The organism is Lutibacter sp. HS1-25 (genome assembly GCF_004121075.1).
Classification (GTDB): domain Bacteria; phylum Bacteroidota; class Bacteroidia; order Flavobacteriales; family Flavobacteriaceae; genus Lutibacter.
Map to the genome: position 1 here is coordinate 40,125 of NZ_RHLN01000004.1, position 19,771 is coordinate 59,895.

Here is a 19,771-nt window from a genome sequence, read left to right on the forward strand (position 1 = left end):
TTTTGACCTTAAGAGTAATTTTGAGTAACCAAATTTAATTTAAATGTATTTAAAATGAGTAAGCAAAAAAAATGTTTTATTTTTCTTAAAGCTAGGAGATCATTAACAACGCTCTTGTTGTTTTTGTTTGTATCCGTATTACATGCGCAAACAGCAAAAGTGAGCGGTACTGTTTATGATGAATCCGGACAACCTTTACCCGGAGTATCAGTTTTAGTTGTAGGAACTAGTAAAGGTGTTGCAACAGACTTTGATGGTAATTTTACTATTGAAGTAAGTGTTGGTAATGAACTTAATTTTAATTTTTTGGGTTTCATTACTAAAAAAATTAAAATAACAAAATCAACCAAAATGGATGTTACTTTAACTGCCGATGTTGCCTCTTTAGATGAGGTAATTGTTGTAGGTTACGGTATTCAAAAATCAGAAAGTGTTGTAGGTGCTATTGGTCAATTAGCAGGTAAAGAGTTGAACAAAAGAGGAACTGTAACAAATTTAACAGATGCTTTAAGTGGAACTTTACCGGGGGTTACTGTATTAAGTAGTACTGGTATACCAGGAGGTGCTGTTGATGGTAATTATGAAAATTCACAAATTCTAATTCGTGGAAAATCAACATGGAATAATGCAGGACCATTGGTTTTGGTTGATGGTGTTGAAAGATCTATGAATGATGTTGATCCAAATGACGTAAAAAGTATTTCTGTTCTAAAAGATGCATCTGCAACATCAATTTTTGGTGTAAAAGGTGGTAATGGTGTAATTTTAATTACAACTAATAGAGGTATTGTAGGTGATGCTAAATTTAAAGTTGATGCAAATGCTTCTTTTAAACAAGTATCAAGAATCCCAAAAACTTTAAATAGTTATATTGGTACAAAAGCAAAAAACTATGCAATTGTAAATGGATTGTCTGTAAATCCAGTAGGTTGGGCAGACTATACATCTGAGGAAGAATTAGAATATTTTAGAACTGGTCAATATCCATATGCATATGCAAATACAGATTGGGCTAATGAAATGTTGGAAGACTTTGGTTTATCCTATAAGTTAAACATGAGCGTTTCAGGTGGTACAGAATTTTTAAAATATTATGGATCTTTAGGGTATGTGAATGATGGGGATATTTTAAAAACAACTGATGTTGGACAAGGATATGATCCCGATTTTAAATATGAGCGTTTTAATTTTAGAACTAACTTAGATTTTACCATTACAAAAACAACCAAATTAGGTGTTAATTTAGGAGGTTATTACGGTTCGCAATCTCGTTCTGGAGCACCAGTTTTTAATTTCTGGTATGGGGTATATTCAAAACCTTGGACAACACCAATTTTACGTTACGAAGATGGTACTTTTGGGCAAGGGATAGATTACGAAAGATTTGGAGAAAACGAATTTGTAGAATTAAACTTTAACGGAGTTAATATTGATCACAGAGGAGAAATTAATACCAATATTAAGTTAGAACAAGATTTAGATGTAATTACCAAAGGTTTAAAAATTACAGGTGAATTGGCTTATGATAATTATTTTAGAACTATTGGAGCAGGTATAGGTGATGATGGTACTTTAATGAAATGGGTTGATCCTGCTTTTTATACGTCTGATGATCCAAATGCTAATATAGAAGATTATACTGCGTATTTTTATCCAGGTGATTATATCAACTCAACAAATGGTTTTGAATTTATAGATGCACCTTTAGACTATCAAACTGAAAGAATTACGGATGCAGCAGCTAGTTCAGATTATTCTAGATTGATGTATAGAATTAGTTTAAATTACAATAGAAGTTTTGGTAAACATGATGTTTCAGGTCTAGCACTTTTTAGTCGTGAAAACGTAAAAAGATATTCAGGTGTTTACAATGGTTGGCCTCAAAAACGTGAAGACTGGGCAGGTAGGGTAACCTATGCTTTTGACAATCGTTATAATATTGAATTGAACGGGGCTTATAATGGTAGTGAAAAGTTTGGAGACGGATATAAATTTGAGTTTTTCCCATCTGTAGGTTTAGGTTGGGTTGTGTCTAACGAGAAATTTTTTGAAGGTGCTAAAAAAGTAATGAGTAAATTAAAATTAAGATACTCAGACGGATATGTTGGAAACGACAATGCACAAAATATTGGACAATGGCCTTATTTTACATCATATGAAATTAATAGCAATAGAGCAGTTTTTGGAGATGGTCCTTTATACAATGGCCCAGAAATTTATAGTGAAGGTGTTATTGGAAATCCAGATTTACATTGGGAAACAGCACATCAACAAAACTTTGGTATTGAATTAGGATTTTTTGATGATAAACTTACTTCTACACTTGATTTTTGGAAAGAAAGAAGAGAGGATATTTTGGTGACTGCCAATTTAAGAAATGTACCTGACTTTTATGGTGCACCTGCACCTGCAGCAAATATAGGTATTACTGAAAGTCACGGTTATGAATTTCAGTTAAACTATAGAAATAATATTCGAGATTTTAACTATTGGGGTTCTTTACAATTTACATTGGTTGAGGATGAAATTATTCAAAAAGAAGATCCGGAATTATTGCCTGATTATCAAAAAGATGCAGGGTTTCCAATTGATCAAACAAGAAGCTATATTTCATCAAGTATTATTCAAAGTTGGGACGAAATTTATAACGGTGCTTTAGGTGCTTCAAGTGTAGATTTATTACCAGGTGATTATAGATTAATTGACTATAATGCTGATGGTGTTATTGATTTAAACGATGTTATTCCTTACGGATATCCTGGTAGACCTCGCAACACTTATTTTGTGGCACTTGGAGGTGATTACAAAGGAATTAGTTTAAGTTTAAATTTTTACGGACAATTTAATGTAACTCAAAATGTAAATTTAGGTGAGTTTGGGTTTAATTCACCTGCAATTTATCAAGATCTGTTAGATGATACTTGGTCTCCTGAATATGCAAATAGCAATCCAACTTTTAGAGCTTTAAATTATGGAAGAGGAGTAAGTAATGGTCATTATTACGAAAAAGACGGATCAATGTTTCGTTTAAAAACTGCAGAATTGGCATATAACATACCTCAGAAAGCCATCGGTAAAATAGGCTTGACTGCACTGCGTGTGTTTGTTAATGGTAACAACCTAATTTTATGGTCAGATTTACCAGTGGATATAGAAGGGCAAGATTATAATTACAGAAATTATCCTGTTACTAAATTATTTAATGTTGGACTTTCAGCTACGTTTTAATTAAAAAATGAAAAAAATGAAAAATATTTTTAGAATATTCGTAACAATTTTTATAATCTCTATTACAACAGTTAGTTGTGAAGATTATTTAGATGTACCGCCAGAAGCAGACATAACAGAAAATGATGTTTTTGGTAGTTATTATAGCTTTACAGGGTTTTTAGATCAAATGTACCGTTATATTATAGATTATAACAGTGCTAAAATTTGTGTGGCTCAAAATTTTACTGGTGAAACAATTGCAGTTCAAGGGTGGAATACAGCCCAAGCTGCTTCAACAGGAAATTACTGGAATTTAGTTAATGGACGTTCAAATTTCAACGATTATGGTAATGGAGATGGGAAATTTGGAATTTGGAATGAAGGCTGGGCTGGTATTAGAAGAGCAAACATTGCTTTAGAAAAGTTAGATCTATTAATTGATGCAACTCCCGAAGAGAAAAACCTTATTGAAGGTCAAGCTTATTTTTTTAGAGCATTTTTTCACTGGGAAATTTTAAGAGCATATGGCTCAATACCATATATTAATTCTGTGCTAGCAGCTGATGGTGATTTGCAATTACCTAGATTTTATGAGTATAAAGGTAAATTTGATTACCAAGCTTGTACTGAGTATTTAGTTGAGGATTTAGAAAAGGCTGCAGCTTTATTACCAGAAAAATGGGATAGTACAGATGAAGGTAGAGCAACAAAAGGAGCCGCTTTTTCTTTAATGGCAAAAGCATTGTTATATGCAGGTAGCCCATTAATGAATGAGTTTTCAAGAAATTCTGCAACTTTTGATACTGGTTATATGAGTCGTGCCGCTAACGCTGCAGCCGAAGTGTTAAAATTAGCAGATAAAGGGGTATATGCCTTAGTACCTTTTGACAATTACCTTGATATGTTTGCCAGAACTGATGGTTTAACTCCAACAACTACGGAAACAATTTTCCAAAAAATTAAAAGAGATGTTGGTTCTGGAGAAGTAAATACATTTTTAGGAAGATTGTATATGCCACATCAAAGTTTGTTTGGGGGTAATGCGATTACTGAAGCTGTAACCCAAAATTTTGTAGATATTTTTGAAATGGCCGATGGTACTAAATACATTCCTGGAGGTCCAGATGTAGGTGGTTACGATTTTGATAATAACAAAAGATGGAATAACAGAGATCCTAGATTTAGAAAAGCTATTTATGTTGATCGTGATATGGCTGGAATACACCCTTCTACAATAATGAATTTATATGACGGAGGTAGTACGCTAAATGGTGGTAACACTTTAAGTCCTTATATAGTGCATAAAATGTGGCCATTAGGTGTTAATAAAAAGGATGCCGGTTGGAATAACTTTAGATATGTTACACCACATTTACGTTTGGCTGAAATTTATTTAATATATGCTGAAGCAGCTTATCAGGCTACAAAAAATGCAACAGGAACTTCATCTAATTACAGTATGACAGCTTTAGCAGCTGTTAACAAAGTTAGAGCAAGAGCTGGTCAAGCACAGGTTACAAGTTTAGCCGTTTATAACAATGATTTCCAATCGTTGGTAAGATATGAACGTGATGTTGAACTTTGCTTTGAAGGGCATAGATGGTATGATATGAGACGTTGGAAAATTAAACCAGATGATACTTTATGGAAAATGTCATTTGATAAAAATTACACGTATTTCAACAGAGAAATAATTCAGCCATTTATTTTTGATGATAGAAATTATTGGATGCCACTTCCAAGAAACTTAACATCATCTTATGACGGGTTCCCTCAAAATGCAGGATGGTAGTAATATTAATAATAACCGAATAAACTAACGTAATGATAAAAAAATTATATAACAAACTAATTTTATTCTTTGCATTTTTTGTGATGGTATCACTAAATGCACAAGATAAAGATGGTTATGTTTTAAAAGGAAAAATTACAGATCAATTTAATGCACCATTAGTTGGAGCTATAATAAAGGCTGGTAATAATAGTCAGGCTTATTCTAACTTAAACGGTGAATTTGAAATTTCTGTAAATAAGGCTGCAAAATTAACGGTAGCACTTGATAGTTATAAAACTCAGGATATTGTTGTTTCAAATACAATACAAAATCTTGAGATAACCTTACAAAAGGAAAATGTTTATTTTGAAGAGCAAGATAAAATAAATATTCCTTTTGGAAAATTAGAAAAAGGTAGAATTGTAGGTAGTGTATCTGCTGTAGATGTTAAAGAAGAATTAGCCAAAGATCAACGTCTTGGTATTGGAAGTGCAACTTATGGTAAAGTTGGTGGTGTTTTTGGAGGAACTAACATTTTGGGGTATGGAAATGCGGTATACGTTGTTGATGGAATTGTTAGATCTCCAGATTATATTAATTTAACAGAAGTTGAAGAAGTTACCGTATTAAAAGACGCCGTTTCTAGAGTTTTATATGGTGCTGAAGCTGATCAAGGTGTAATTTTAATTACAACTAGAAGAGGTGATGCCAAAAATAGAATTTTTTCTGTTAGAGCAGATTATGGTATTCAATCGGCCAGAGAATTGCCAAAATACTTAAATTCTGCCGATTATATGGGTGTTTACAATCAAGCAAACATCAACGATGGTAAATTGCCAAAATATTCTGAGAGTGATATTGAAGCTGCTGCAAATGGTACAGATCCATTATTTCACCCTAATACAGATTATTATGGAAATACTTTTTTAAATGACAATGTAAGTTTTTATGATGTAAATATGGAAGCATCTGGAGGTAATGAAAAAACATTGTACTTTTTAAATATGGGTTACGCTAATAATGAAGGTTGGTTGAAAGATTTAGGAACAAAAGAAGTTTCTAATCGTTTAAATATAAGAGCCAATACAAATTATACCATAACACCTAGTTTAACTATGAATTTGGATGTTGTTGCGTTATTTGATTTCTACAACACTCCAGATGTATATGATGTTGATAATAATGGAGTTGTAACTTCAGACTTTTGGACGCAAGCACAAACTAATTTGCCAAATTCATACCCATTATTAATACCTATTTCAAGTATTGAAGATGAATTGAGTTATGATGGTGCAAATTTAGTTGATGGTAAATATTTGTTGGGTGGTACTTCTGAGTTTCCAAGAAATACATATGGAGATATGATTAGAAGAGGTGAGAAAAAAATAAGCAATAGCTATTTTCAAGTAAACACAGGTTTAAAATGGGATTTAAATTTTATTACCGAAGGCTTGTCTATAAGCGAAAATGTAACATTTGATTTCTTAAATACTTCAGTAGAAAATCAAAATAAATCATATGCAGTTTATCAGCCATTTATCAACGATTTAAACCAAGTTGCCGTTATGCAAATAGGTTTAGACGTACCATCTAATCAAAATTCGGTAAGTAGTACTGAAGCTGGATTTAGTAGAAGATTTGGTTCAATTACTACTGTAGATTACGAAAAGGATTTTGGCGATAATTCAATTAACGCAACAGGTTTAATTTATTTAACAGAATTGTCGTTGCCAAATACCTTACAAGATCCTAAACGTTTAAATTATGGGATTAGAGCTAACTATATGTATAAAGAAAAATATGTAGCTGAATTTAGTGGAGCTTTATTAGGTTCTAGAAAATTAAACAAAGGTGATAGATATGCTTTTGCACCAACTGTAGGTTTGGGCTGGTTATTAAGCAATGAAGATTTCTTTAAAAATACCATAAAAGCAGATTATTTTAAATTAAGAGGTTCTATTGGTTGGTTGAAAAATGACAATTGGAACGATTATTATCTAAACCAAACTTCTTTTAGTACGGGTGGTTGGTTTAACTATTCAAATACAACAGGAAATAATGCTGTTAGAAATGCAGAGTTAAATTATAACAACGTAGCATCTAATGTAGGATGGCAAAAACGTTTTGAATATAATATTGGTTTTGAAGGATTGTTTTTGAAAAAATCTATATATGCTGAGGCTAGTTTATTTCATTCAAAAGCTTATGATTTAATAACAGAAATGAATAATTCAACACCAGATTTATTAGGTTATACCATTACTGATAATAACAATTCATTTATTGATACTGGGTTTGAGTATAGTGTAAAATATAATAAAAGCTTTGGTGACGATTGGAAAATATCAGCAGGTTATTATTCTATTGTTGGTATTGGTAAAGTTGATAAAATGGATGAGCCAATTTATGCTGATAATGCACAACAAAGAATTAGAACAGGTAATAGCAATGCTGCAATGTTTGGATTAACAGCTGATGGTTTGTACGGAGTAGCTGATTTTAATACAGACGGATCTTTAGTGGCTGGTTTACCAACACCTACCTTTGGAGCTGTTCAACCTGGTGATATTAAGTACGTAGATTATAACAATGATGGTGTTATTAATGATGATGATCAATCAATTATTGGTAATAGTCAAGCTACTACACAATACAGTTTTGATGTAAACCTTTCGTATAAAAATTTAGAATTTTATATGTTAGGCTTAGGTCAATCAGGACAAGATAGATATAGAAATAATGCTTATTTCTGGACTTATGGAGAAATGAAGTATTCTGAAACTGCTTTGGATGCTTATGGACCAAATAATTTAGATGTAAATGCTTCAATGCCTCGTTTATCTTCTTCAAAAAATAATAATAACTACAGAAATTCAACTTTCTGGATTTATAAAAACAATTATTTTACAATTCCAACAATGCAATTGTCTTACAACTTTGATGGGATGAATGGTAAGGTATTTAAATCAATTAAAATATTTGTAAAAGGAAATGATTTAATTGTTGTTAATAAGAATAAAGATATAAGTGACTTACGTTTAGGTCTTGGATCAAGACCAGTAAGCAGAGGTGGAACCATAGGTGTAGTTACATCTTTTTAAAAACTTTTAATTATGAGAAAAATAAATAAAATACTAATAAGTGCTACTGCAATTCTTTCTTTGTTAGTGATTTCTTGTGAGAATTTTCTAGATCCAGATTTAGAAAATAGAATCACATATGAAGACGCTATAAACAACCCAGTGTTTGCAGAAGGATGGTTGCTTAAAGCTTATAAAAACTTACCTACAAACTATAATTTTGATATAGATGTGGCAAGTGATGATGCAGCTACAAACGATGTAAGTTCTAATATTAAAGTTATGAATAATGGTGGTTGGGCATCTAACCAAAATCCTTTATCTCAATGGTCAAAAGCCTATGAAATGAACTTGTATTTAAATACATTGTTAGAAAATGTAGATAAAGTTACTTGGTTTCCTTCAAGTGAATCTAAAGATGCTTTGTTTAGAAATCGTATCAAAGGTGAGGCACATGCTTTAAGGGCTTGGTGGAATTTTGTTTTATTACAAAATCACTCAGGAAAAGGTAGTAATGGAGAATATCTAGGTTTTCCAATTGTAGACCATGTAATTGTAGCAGGTGAAAATGTAGAGTTACCTAGAAACACGTTTAAAGAATGTGTAGATTTTATTATTGCAGATTGTAATATTGCAATTTCTAACCTGCCAGCACGTTGGGAAGACCAAGGCGATACTGAAGTTGATGCCGTTTTAGGAGCAAGAAATTTAAATAGAATTAGTGGTTTAGCTGCTATGGTATTAAAATCAAGAGTAGCATTATATGCAGCAAGTCCATCATACAGTGCTTCAGGATCTGTTACATGGCAAGAAGCAGCAACCTACGCAGCAGAAGTGATTACAGCCAATGGTGGTTTAAATTTATCATCTTCGGATGTTACTTTCTATGATAATTTTCAATCTAAAGAAATTTTTTGGTCATCTACAAGAATTTCAAATAAGAAAGATTGGGAAGAGGCAAATTTACCTCCTTCATTATTTGGAAAAGGAGAAACAAATCCATCTCAAAATTTTGTAGATGCCTTTGGTATGGCTGATGGAACACCAATCAATGAATCATTGTCGTACAATCCAAACAATCCATACAACCAAAGAGATCCAAGATTGTCAAAATATGTTATTTATAATAATCAAATATTTAGTGGTAAAGCCATTAAAACATATGTAAATTCTGGGATTGATGGTTTGAATAATTTGGCAACTTCAACAGTAACAGGTTATTATATTAAAAAGTTTATGGATCAAAATGTGAAATTAGACCCGTCTGGATCAATTACTGGTAGAGATCATTTTTATACTTATGCCCGTTTTACAGAAGCTTTGTTAAATTTTGCAGAGGCTGCTAATGAAGCTGTAGGACCAGACAATATGGTTTCTGGATATTCAGCAAAACAAATTGTTAATGCAATTAGACAAAGAGGAGGTATTAATAGTACAGTTTATGTTGATGGTATTTCAAGTAAAGAAGATATGAGAACTTTGATTAGAAATGAAAGAAGAATTGAACTAAGTTTTGAAGGCTTTAGATTTTGGGATATTAGACGTTGGGGTTTAACAGATGTAATGAATCAAAATGTTATGGGAATGAGAATTTCTGAAGATCAAACAACTTTTACACCATTTAATGTTAGTCCAAGAATTTATAGTAGCTATCAAATATATGGTCCTATTCCTTTATCGGAAACACAAAAATATCCTTTAATTCAAAATATGGGATGGTAGTTTTAAAAACAAATGAATTTAAATTTTAAATGAGAATTATGAAAATAAGAATATTATACGTACTCGCACTTTTGTTTTTGAGTTACGGATGTGAAAATTCGGAAAATGAGTTTGATGATTTTGATACGCAAAATGTGTATTTTCCAATTCAATATCCTGTAAGAACTATTTCTTTGCAAGAAGATAGTAGAGTTGATAATACCATAGATTTGGAAAGAGCATTTAGCATTGGTGTTACTGTTGGAGGTTTAAGATCTAATGATAAAAATAGAGTTGTTAGTATTGCCTTAGCTCCAGAATTGGTTACAAATGCATATTTAGACGCTAGTGGTACACAACCAGTAATGTTAATGCCAAGTAACTATTATACACTTGCCTCAACTGAAATTACAATACCAAAAGGTAGTTTAACAGGAACGGTAAGAGTAGATTTAACAGATGATTTCTTTGCAGATCCAATGTCAATAACAACAAATTATGTTATTCCTTTAGTTATAACATCTTCTAACACTACAGGTGTTTTAACAGGTGTAGCTGCAAATGGTGTTGTAGATCCAGATCGTAGAGTTTCAGCCGATTGGGAAGCTGGATATTTACCAAAAGATTTCACCATGTTTGGGGTTAAATTTATCAATAAATATCATGGAAAATACCTTCAAAAAGGACAGGATGATACTTTAGACGGTATGAATGGAAATGTGGTGAGTTCTGAAATATACAATACGAAGTATATGGAAGATAATTTATTAACAGATGTTTTAACATCAAGTGTTTACCATTCTACTAGTAATAGAATGGGAATAAATGCAGGTAGTAACAATACCTTAGTTTTAGATATAGCTTTAGATGGTTCTATCGTAATTTCTAATGCTGAAGGTTCGTTGCCAGCTGATGGTATTGGAAAATTTGTTTCAAAAGATGATTCATTAGCTGAATCTTGGGGAGGAGAACCAAGAAAAACAATGTTTTTAGATTATACGTATCAAGATGGAGGTGTATATCATCAAGTTAAAGATACTTTAGTGTTTAGAAATGATGAAATTAAATTTGAAGAGTTTAGTGTAACCGTTGTTGAGGTTCCATAAATTCATTTTTTGAGTTTTGTTTGTATAAAGAACCATATTACATTGTAATATGGTTCTTTTGGTTAAATGAACAAAATTTAAGTACAAATAAGACTGCGTTTTGTAGTCATTAGCTTTATTTTTAATACTTAAATAATCTAATTTATATTGAATCTATGAAAATTTATAATATTTTAAAAAGGGTTGTAGTAGGTATATTTTTCCTATTAAACTATTTCAATTTACAGTCACAAAATGTAGAGGTTTTAACAGGAGGTTTTAATGAAAAAAATGGTTTAATTGTAGTTGAAGCCGAAGATTTTACCTCTCAAACTAAGTCAGAAGTTAGAAAATGGCAGATTGTGAAATCAACCTCAGTTTTAGGTGATAATATCGAAGATTCCCACGCTAAAACTGCTAGTGGTAATGCCTATATAAAGATTTTACCAGATACGCGTAAAACACATGCAGACAAATTAATTTCAGGCGAAAATTTTACAGATAAAGCTGGGGAAGTTGGTGTTGTTAGTTATAAAGTAAATTTCCAAACAGCTGGAAGATATTATGTTTGGGCAAAAGTTTTTAGCACTGGCACAGAAGACAATGGTATTCATGTTGGTATTGATGGTGAATGGCCTGAATCTGGTAAAAGGATGCAATGGTGTGAAGGTAAAAAATCTTGGTTTTGGGAAAGTAAACAGCGTACCAAGGAAGTGCATTGCGGAGTTCCATTTCAAATTTATTTGGATGTTGAAAAGCCAGGAATTCACGATATTCAATTTAGTATGCGTGAAGATGGTGTTGAAATGGATCAATGGTTAATGACTACCAATAAAGATTTCAATCCAAGAAATGACCCAAAATATGCAATGACTGAAACTAAAGTTGATAATGAATCTTTTTTAGACCTTGTTAAAAAAGCGTCTCCAGAAGCAATTGTGATTTCAGCTTTGGATTTTGAGAATACAGAGAATAAATTTTACGTAAATAACAATTGGTTGGCAATCAATCCAAATAAAAATAAGGAAGCAAGTGCTTCTGCTATTTTTAATGGCAATTCGGGACTGTATGATGTGGTTTTGTTTACCGTAGGTGAAAATGATGGAAGGTCAAAATATACCATTTCTGTTAATAGTTTTATACAAGGCAATTTTAGTCCGCCATTAAGCACAAGTGCTTTTGAAGAAGGTCCTGCTTATGCCAAATCTTTTGCTGATGTGCAATTAAATAACAATGAAAAAATAACTGTTACTGCTGAAATTGGAAGTAAAGATGGAAAAGAGTTTAGTCGCGCAAGATGGATAGGTATTGCAATTGTTTCTATTGGTCAAGGTGAAAACCTTATACAAAATATTCAAACTGAAGCGGCTTTACATACTGTTGTTAAAAAAAGTGGGGAATTTAAAAAATGGCATAAAGTTACATTGACATTTGATGGTCCTGAAACTGCCGAAGATGATGAGTATAATCCGTTCTTTAATTACCGATTCAATGTAACATTTACCCACAATGAAAGTGGTAAAAAGTATGTGGTTCCAGGATATTTTGCTGCCGATGGTAATGCGGGTGAAACTTCAGCAATTAAAGGAAACAAATGGAGAGTTCATTTTGCGCCTGATGAAATTGGAGAGTGGAATTATAAGGTGGATTTTAGAAAAGGACGCTGGGTTGCTGTGAGTGATAGAAATAAACCAGGTGACACTGGCGGTTTTATGGATGGGGCAACTGGGAGTTTTACTGTTGAAAAATCGGATAAAACAGGAAGAGATTTTAGAGGTAAAGGACGCTTACAATATGTTGGTGAACGTTATTTGAAATTTGCTGAAACTGGTGAATACTTTTTAAAAGTGGGTTCTGACGCACCAGAAAATTTTCTTTCGTATGCCGATTTTGATGGAACATTTCACAATGATGGTCATAAAGATAATATGGTAAAAACTTGGACTGCTCATTTACAAGATTGGAAAGATGGCGACCCAACTTGGCAAAACGGAAAGGGAAAAGCAATGATTGGTGCCTTAAATTACTTAGCTTCAAAAGGTTTAAATGCTTTTTCATTCTTAACCAATAATATAAAAGGTGATGATCAAAATGTGTTTCCGTATGTAGATTATGATAACTGGGATCGTTTTGATGTTTCAAAATTAGATCAATGGGAAATTGTTTTTGAACATGCCGATAAATTGGGAATGTTTCTACATTTTAAAACCTTGGAAATGGAAAATCAAGGTTTGTTAGATAATGGAGGTGTAGGTGCAAATAGTAAATTATATTACCGAGAATTAATTGCACGCTTTGGTCATCATTTAGCTTTGAACTGGAATACTGGTGAGGAAAATGGTGATTGGGTAAAAAACCACCCAACACCTCCGCAATTTACGCAAGAACGTTTGTCTATGGCAGCTTATTTTAATGAACACGATCCATATAAACACCATGTGGTTATTCATAATGGAAATCCGTTTACCGATTTATTAGGTCCAAATAGTAAATATACAGGCCCTTCAATTCAAACGCATCATGCCGATTTTAGATTGATTCATAAAGAGGTTTTACATTGGATAGAGGCTTCGAAAAAAGCAGGAAAACAATGGGCCGTTGCTGTTGATGAACCTGGAGATGCACAACATGCTCTAATGCCTGATGCCGATGATCCTGATCACGATTTGGCTAGACGAAATGGTCTTTGGTCTACATTTATGGCAGGTGGCTGGGGAACCGAATGGTATTTTGGGTATAAACATGACCATTCAGATTTAACTTGTGAAGATTACAGATCTAGAGATTTATTTTGGAATCAAGGTGTTATTGCATTGAATTTTTTCAAAGAGAATAAGATTCCTTTTTGGGAAATGGAAAACAAAAATGAATTGGTAGGTAATTCCGCAAATGAAAATACGGTGTATTGTTTCGCAAAAGAAAATGATACGTATTTGGTGTATCTAAACTCAGTTGAAACAGCTTCTTTAGATTTAAGAGAGGCAAACGGAGATTTTCAAGTTTATTGGTTTAACCCTAAAAAAGGGGGCGCATTACTTCAAACTAAAATTAAAAAAGTAAAAGGTGGGTCTTCAGTTGAATTAGGGCAGTCACCAAATAAAAAACAACAAGATTGGTTAATAATAATTTCAAAAAAATAAATATGAAATATTTTTCAAGTGGATTAATAGTGGTTGCAGCATTTCTAATAGGAAGTTGTGCTTCTCAAAAATCAGGTAGTAAGTTAACCGAATTAGGAGCAATAGATAAAGAAGGTTACGTAAATCTCTACAACGGAAAAGATATGAATAATTGGAATATCATGTGTCGTGATAAGACAGATGGTTTAGCAGCTCAGGTTTTTACGGCTGGTGAAAATGGAGAAATGCATGTGTTTAAAGATTTCCCTGATGAATATGGATTTGTTGATAATAAATCAGGAACACATTGTATGTTTTTTACAAATGAATCGTACAGTCGTTACAGCTTTAAATTTGAATACAAATGGGGCGAAAAAAAATATAATAATTTCAATCAATTTCAGTACGATGCCGGTTTGTATTTTCATGTTTTTGATGTTGCTATTTGGCCAAAAGGTATTGAATATCAAGTACGATATGATCATACTAAAAACGAAAATCATACAGGTTGTATTTGGAATTCGGGTGCTGAATTTGACTGGAATGCTGACAATACTAATGAAGACGTAAAGCAGAGAACATACTTAGCACCAGAAGAAGGAGGTGCACCACAAGAACATAGAGGTGGAGAGCATAAAGTACATAAAGACGCACCCTTTCATGGTCTTGACGGGCAATGGAATGAATGCGAAGTAATTGTAATGGGCAATAAATATGCAGTTTATAAATTAAACGGAAAAGTAGTAAACGTGATCACTAATTTAAGCCATTCTGAAGGCCCAATTGGTTTACAAGCCGAAACTGCTGAAGTTTTTTATAAAAACATCAAAATTAAAGAGTTTAACGAAGACATTCCAATTGAAAAGTTTTTAAAATAAAATGATAAAAATGAAACATTTTTTTACAATAATAATGGTTTTATGTTTTGTGCAATTATATGCGCAGAACAGCAAAAAGGTTGATGGTGTTCATGTAAAAGGAAAACAACCTATGGTCACACCTTGGGCTGGAAATTTTGATAAAAACAATCCGTTATCAGAATATCCTAGACCAATAATGGTGCGTGAAAAGTGGAAAAACTTAAATGGCGTTTGGGCATTTGGTGAAACCGTTGAAGGATCATCGATTCCAAAAAGCTTAAAAAACAAAATAGTTGTGCCTTTTCCTTGGGAATCGCATTTGTCTGGTATTCAACAGCAATTAGCAACACAAAGAGCCTGGTATAAACGCTCATTTACAGTTCCAAAAGATTGGGAAGGTAGTGATGTTTTATTGCATTTTGGAGCGGTAGATTTTGAAGCAAAAGTATTTGTAAACGGAAAATTTGTGGGAATGCACAAAGGAGGTTATGATGCCTTTTCATTTAATATTTCTCCTTTCCTAATTGCAGGCAATAATGAATTGGCTGTTCAGGTTTTTGATCCGGGAAGTGAAGCTGGTATTGCTTATGGAAAACAATCAAATGAAAGTTTTAGCAATCCGCAGCGATATGCATATACACCTTGTTCTGGAATATGGCAAACTGTTTGGATAGAGCCTGTTCCAAAAGCACATATTACAAATTTTACAATTACACCTAATATTGATGCACAATTAATTGACGTTTTAGTAAATGCACAGAACTCTGGACCAAATCAATCTGTTGAAGTACTTGTAAAAGAGGGGAGTGATATTGTAAGTAAAGGTGAAGGAGGTTTGAATATTCCTTTTCAAGTAAAGGTTCCTAATCCTAAGTTATGGTCACCAGACAGTCCGTTTTTATACGATGTAATTATAAAATTAAAAGATAGTACACAGGTTTTAGACGAAGTAACTTCCTATACAGGTATGCGAAAAATTTCAATTCAATTGGTAGGGAATCTTCAAAAAATAATGTTGAATAACGAGTTTTTATTTCAAATGGGACCTTTAGATCAAGGTTATTGGCCCGATGGAATTTATACAGCACCAACCGATGAGGCCTTAAAATGGGATATTGAAAACATCAAGGATTGGGGCTTTAATATGATTCGTAAACACATTAAAATTGAACCGCAAAGGTGGTATTATTGGGCTGATAAATTAGGTGTTTTAGTCTGGCAAGATATGCCAAGTACCTTTAAAAAGCGTTCAGAAGCAGAAAAAACACAGTTTGAAACAGAGTTGACAAATATGGTACGTAACAATGCAAATCATCCTTCAATTATTGTTTGGGTGGTGTTTAATGAACATTGGGGATTGTATGATGTTAATAGATTGACAGAGTATACGATGGCATTGGATCCTTCTCGATTGGTTATTGGAAATAGCGGAATTGATGCCGGAAAACCAGATATCGATTATGAAGTTGGGCATATAAAAGACAACCACTCTTATCGTCCGCCGTCTGTGCCTTTTGCCTCCAATAAAAGAGCTGTTGTTAATGGTGAATACGGAGCTATTGGTTACAATGTTGAAGGTCATGTGTGGGACTTAGACGGACCTTGGGTACATTATAATTATGAAGGAAAAGAGGCCGCAACAAAAGAATATGAACGTTTTATTGAAATGATAAAAGGTTTTCAAAATGAAGGTTTGAGTGCATCAGTTTACACACAATGGACGGATGTTGAAAATGAAATGAATGGCTTGTATACCTACGATAGAAAAGTAGTAAAAATGGATAAAGAACGTGTTAAAAAGGCCAATGAATCTACTTATACAACAAATAACAAATAACAATGATAAAACAAATAACATATATATTATTTAGCTTTTTTTTGATACAAACAACAGGGTTTTCCCAAAATATCTCTATTAAAAATAAACCCAATATTGTAATGATTTTGGTTGATGACTTAAAACCTATATTGGGTGCTTATGGTGATTCATTGGTTGTTAGTCCAAATATTGATAAACTGGCAACGATGGGAATTCGATTTGATTTAGCATATGCTAATCAAGCTGTTTGTGCGCCTTCTCGATACAACTTAATGTTAGGAACGCGTTCAACAAGCTCTGGTATTTATTCATTTGGAAGAAATTTTAGAAATTTATATCCCAATGCAATTACTTTACCTCAATATTTTATGAATGCTGGATATCACACAGAATCTATGGGTAAGGTTTATCATATTGGTCATGGAAATATGGGTGATGATGCATCTTGGAGTGTCCCACATCATGAGGATAAAGTTATTGAATATATCGTGCCAATTAGTACGGAAAGAGCATTAACCAGAGAAGAAGCCTTTTTTAATAATACTAGAATGTATGAAAAAAATGTTCCTGCGGTTAAGGAATTACCAAGAGGAGCAGCTTGGGAGGATCCTGATGTTTTGGATGAAGCTTATGCAGATGGAAGGACTGCAACCCACGCCATAGATAGATTAAGAAAACTGAATTCAACTCCAGACCAACCATTTTTTATGGCCGTTGGTTTTGCGCGACCGCACCTTCCTTTTTCAGTGCCAAAAAAGTATTGGGATTTATATAATCCTGAAAAATTACCAATGCCTGAATTTGAAGGTATTCCAAAAGATGCACCTGGTTTTACAGTAAAAAGGAGAGGTGAAATAGAGAATTTTAAACCAATTCCAACCACAGGCGAAATATTTGATAAAGAACTTAAAACAAAATTAATACACGGATATTATGCTAGCGTAAGTTATATGGATGCACAAGTAGGTAGGGTAATAGATGAATTGGAAAGGTTGAATATTTTAGATAATACCATTATTGTGCTATGGGGAGATCACGGTTGGCATTTAGGAGATCACGGTTCTTGGACCAAACATTCAAATTTTGAACAAGCTGTAAGAATTCCTTTGATTTTTGCAGGGCCAGGAATTTCTAAAAATAGTGTTACGCAACAATTGGCAGAAACTGTTGACATTTATCCAACTTTGGCAGATTTAGCAGGTTTATCAAAACCTGAAGTTGAACAACCTTTTGATGGTTTAAGTTTAGTTCCTGCATTAAAAGATACAAAAGCTACCATTAGAAATCATGCATATCATTCCTATCCAAGGAACAGAGGAAAAGATAAATTTATTGGACAAGCAATACGTACTGAGCGTTATCGTATGGTACAATGGACAAATATTAGAAATGACGAAAAGATTTATGAATTGTATGATTATCAAGAAGATCCTTTAGAAACTAAAAACTATGCATCATTAAAACCAAAAGTTTTAAAGGAAATGATTGCTATTTTAAATACGCATCCAAAGCCAAATACACAATTTTTAAATTAAAGATTTAGTTTTTTGGAATTAAAATATCTAAACTAAAGAAAATGAAATTAATCAAGTTTATCTTGTTGTTTTTTGTATCAATATCCCTTTTTTCTCAAAACTTTAGAAGTGAAAAAGTAAAAAATGAAGGTCAGATTTTGGCTGATAAAAATAACGGATATTATAAAAATCCAATTTTTCCGGGTAATTATGGTGATCCTTCATTGGTTAGGGTAAAGGATGATTATTATGTTGCTTTTAGCAGAACTAATGGCATCATTATTTGGCATTCAAAAGACTTGGTCAACTGGAAACCTGTTGTTAGGCATCGTTTACCAGCAGGCTTTAATACGGTTTGGGCGATTGATTTGCAATATTTTAATAATAAGTTTTATGTGTATATGCCAATTAAGGTTTTTCCAAATAAAAAGGAAGGCGCCTTCGGAAATTTTGTAATTACAGCCGAAAAACCTGAAGGACCTTGGTCTGAACCTATAAATTTAGATATTGAAATTCCAGATGGCGACTATTCAGGAATTGACCCAGGGTTTATTCAAACACCAACTGGAGAAAAATATTTGTACGTAAATCATGGCTGGGCAATGCAATTGAATGATGAAGGTACCAAAGCCATTTCTAAACCAAAAATAGTTTATGATGGTTGGGACTATCCAAAAGATTGGGTGGTGGAGTGTAAATGTTTAGAAAGCCCGAAATTATTTTATAAAGATGGGTTTTATTATATGGTTTCTGCAGAGGGTGGTACAAGTGGGCCTTCAACAGCGCACATGAGTGTTGTTGCCAGAGCCAAACATCCGCTTGGTCCTTGGGAAAATTCACCATACAATCCATTAACCCATACCAACAATCAAGAGGAAGCTTTTTGGCATCAAGGTCACGGAACTGTTTTTGAAGCTGCTGATGGTACTTGGTGGACTATTTATCATGGCCGTGTTAAAAATTTCACAGAAATGGGACGCCCTGCATTATTAATGCCAATTGAATGGACAAAAGATGGCTGGCCAATTCAAAAAATGGGTTATAGTTCTAATGCTTTAATTCCAAAACCTAAAGGTGAAAATGTAGGTCATGGCTTGCCTTTATCAGATAATTTTGATTCAAAAGAACCTGCAATACAATGGTATTACGACAATGAGAAAGTAAATAATTTTTCATTAGGTAATAAACAATTGAAGATGAAAGCTTCTGGAGATTCATTTAAAACGGCTTCTGAAATTTATAATTATGCACCAAATATAAGTTTTGAAGTAACTGTAAAAATTAATGGAGCATCTAAAAATGCCATATCTGGATTACGATTAGGAAATGAAGGAATTGCTACAAATGGCGAAAATGTTTTTTTAGCTGAAGGTCCAGATTGGAGAGTTAGACAGTCAATTTATTCATTAAAAAATAAAAAGGGAGTATGGCTAAAAATAAAAAACATGCAAAAAGATTTGAGCTTGTTTTATAGTGAAGATGGAGAAAATTGGATAAAATTCGATTGCTCATTAAGAGCTCACGATAGTTATAAATATGGGTTGTTTAGTTATGGAACCAACCAAGTGATTTTTGAAGAATTTAAGTATCAAGGTTTAGAATAAAAATA

General features: G+C 32.8%; 10 protein-coding genes. All 10 read left to right on the top strand.

Translation table 11 applies throughout. The features are described 5' to 3' along the window. Positions 1–54: 54 nt before the first annotated feature. The 10 genes from EC396_RS03010 to EC396_RS03060 all read left to right on the top strand — a co-directional run bounded on the left by EC396_RS03010 (position 55) and on the right by EC396_RS03060 (position 19,766). Positions 55–3,228 carry a TonB-dependent receptor gene (locus tag EC396_RS03010; protein ID WP_129365225.1) on the top strand — a complete coding sequence of 1,058 codons (3,174 nt, stop codon included), beginning with the start codon at positions 55–57 and terminating at the stop codon, positions 3,226–3,228. 16 nt (positions 3,229–3,244) lie between these two features. After that, positions 3,245–5,002: a RagB/SusD family nutrient uptake outer membrane protein gene (locus EC396_RS03015; protein WP_164975188.1), complete on the top strand. Its 1,758-nt coding sequence runs from the start codon at positions 3,245–3,247 to the stop codon at positions 5,000–5,002. A 32-nt stretch (positions 5,003–5,034) separates the two neighbouring features. Further along, a complete protein-coding gene (locus tag EC396_RS03020; RefSeq protein ID WP_129365227.1) occupies positions 5,035–8,085 on the top strand; it encodes a SusC/RagA family TonB-linked outer membrane protein in 3,051 nt (1,016 codons plus the stop codon). A 12-nt stretch (positions 8,086–8,097) separates the two neighbouring features. After that, positions 8,098–9,786, top strand: coding sequence for a RagB/SusD family nutrient uptake outer membrane protein (locus EC396_RS03025; protein WP_129365228.1), 1,689 nt, complete (start codon positions 8,098–8,100; stop codon positions 9,784–9,786). 38 nt (positions 9,787–9,824) lie between these two features. Next, positions 9,825–10,871: a BT_3987 domain-containing protein gene (locus EC396_RS03030; RefSeq protein ID WP_164975189.1), complete on the top strand. Its 1,047-nt coding sequence runs from the start codon at positions 9,825–9,827 to the stop codon at positions 10,869–10,871. 155 nt (positions 10,872–11,026) lie between these two features. After that, on the top strand, positions 11,027–13,990 hold the full coding sequence (locus tag EC396_RS03040; RefSeq protein ID WP_205757900.1) for a DUF5060 domain-containing protein: 2,964 nt from the start codon (positions 11,027–11,029) through the stop codon (positions 13,988–13,990). 2 nt (positions 13,991–13,992) lie between these two features. Continuing rightward, the gene (locus tag EC396_RS03045) at positions 13,993–14,847 is read left to right on the top strand and encodes a DUF1080 domain-containing protein (protein ID WP_129365230.1); all 855 of its coding nucleotides are present in this window, start codon (positions 13,993–13,995) and stop codon (positions 14,845–14,847) included. 10 nt (positions 14,848–14,857) lie between these two features. Beyond that, complete coding sequence (locus tag EC396_RS03050) at positions 14,858–16,666, top strand: glycoside hydrolase family 2 protein (RefSeq protein WP_205757901.1); 1,809 nt, start codon at positions 14,858–14,860, stop codon at positions 16,664–16,666. 2 nt (positions 16,667–16,668) lie between these two features. Beyond that, the gene (locus EC396_RS03055) at positions 16,669–18,183 is read left to right on the top strand and encodes a sulfatase (RefSeq protein WP_129365231.1); all 1,515 of its coding nucleotides are present in this window, start codon (positions 16,669–16,671) and stop codon (positions 18,181–18,183) included. Positions 18,184–18,224: 41 nt separating this feature from the next. Continuing rightward, a complete protein-coding gene (locus EC396_RS03060; protein ID WP_129365232.1) occupies positions 18,225–19,766 on the top strand; it encodes a family 43 glycosylhydrolase in 1,542 nt (513 codons plus the stop codon). The last annotated feature ends 5 nt before the right edge of the window (positions 19,767–19,771 follow it).

Bases quoted from the DNA above. Each gene is read 5' to 3' on its own strand.
- EC396_RS03050 (WP_205757901.1), top strand. From the start codon at position 14,858: ATGAAACATTTTTTTACAATAATAATGGTTTTATGTTTTGTGCAATTA.
- EC396_RS03030 (WP_164975189.1), top strand. From the start codon at position 9,825: ATGAAAATAAGAATATTATACGTACTCGCACTTTTGTTTTTGAGTTAC.
- EC396_RS03010 (WP_129365225.1), top strand. From the start codon at position 55: ATGAGTAAGCAAAAAAAATGTTTTATTTTTCTTAAAGCTAGGAGATCA.
- EC396_RS03015 (WP_164975188.1), top strand. From the start codon at position 3,245: ATGAAAAATATTTTTAGAATATTCGTAACAATTTTTATAATCTCTATT.
- EC396_RS03055 (WP_129365231.1), top strand. From the start codon at position 16,669: ATGATAAAACAAATAACATATATATTATTTAGCTTTTTTTTGATACAA.
- EC396_RS03060 (WP_129365232.1), top strand. From the start codon at position 18,225: ATGAAATTAATCAAGTTTATCTTGTTGTTTTTTGTATCAATATCCCTT.
- EC396_RS03025 (WP_129365228.1), top strand. From the start codon at position 8,098: ATGAGAAAAATAAATAAAATACTAATAAGTGCTACTGCAATTCTTTCT.
- EC396_RS03045 (WP_129365230.1), top strand. From the start codon at position 13,993: ATGAAATATTTTTCAAGTGGATTAATAGTGGTTGCAGCATTTCTAATA.
- EC396_RS03040 (WP_205757900.1), top strand. From the start codon at position 11,027: ATGAAAATTTATAATATTTTAAAAAGGGTTGTAGTAGGTATATTTTTC.
- EC396_RS03020 (WP_129365227.1), top strand. From the start codon at position 5,035: ATGATAAAAAAATTATATAACAAACTAATTTTATTCTTTGCATTTTTT.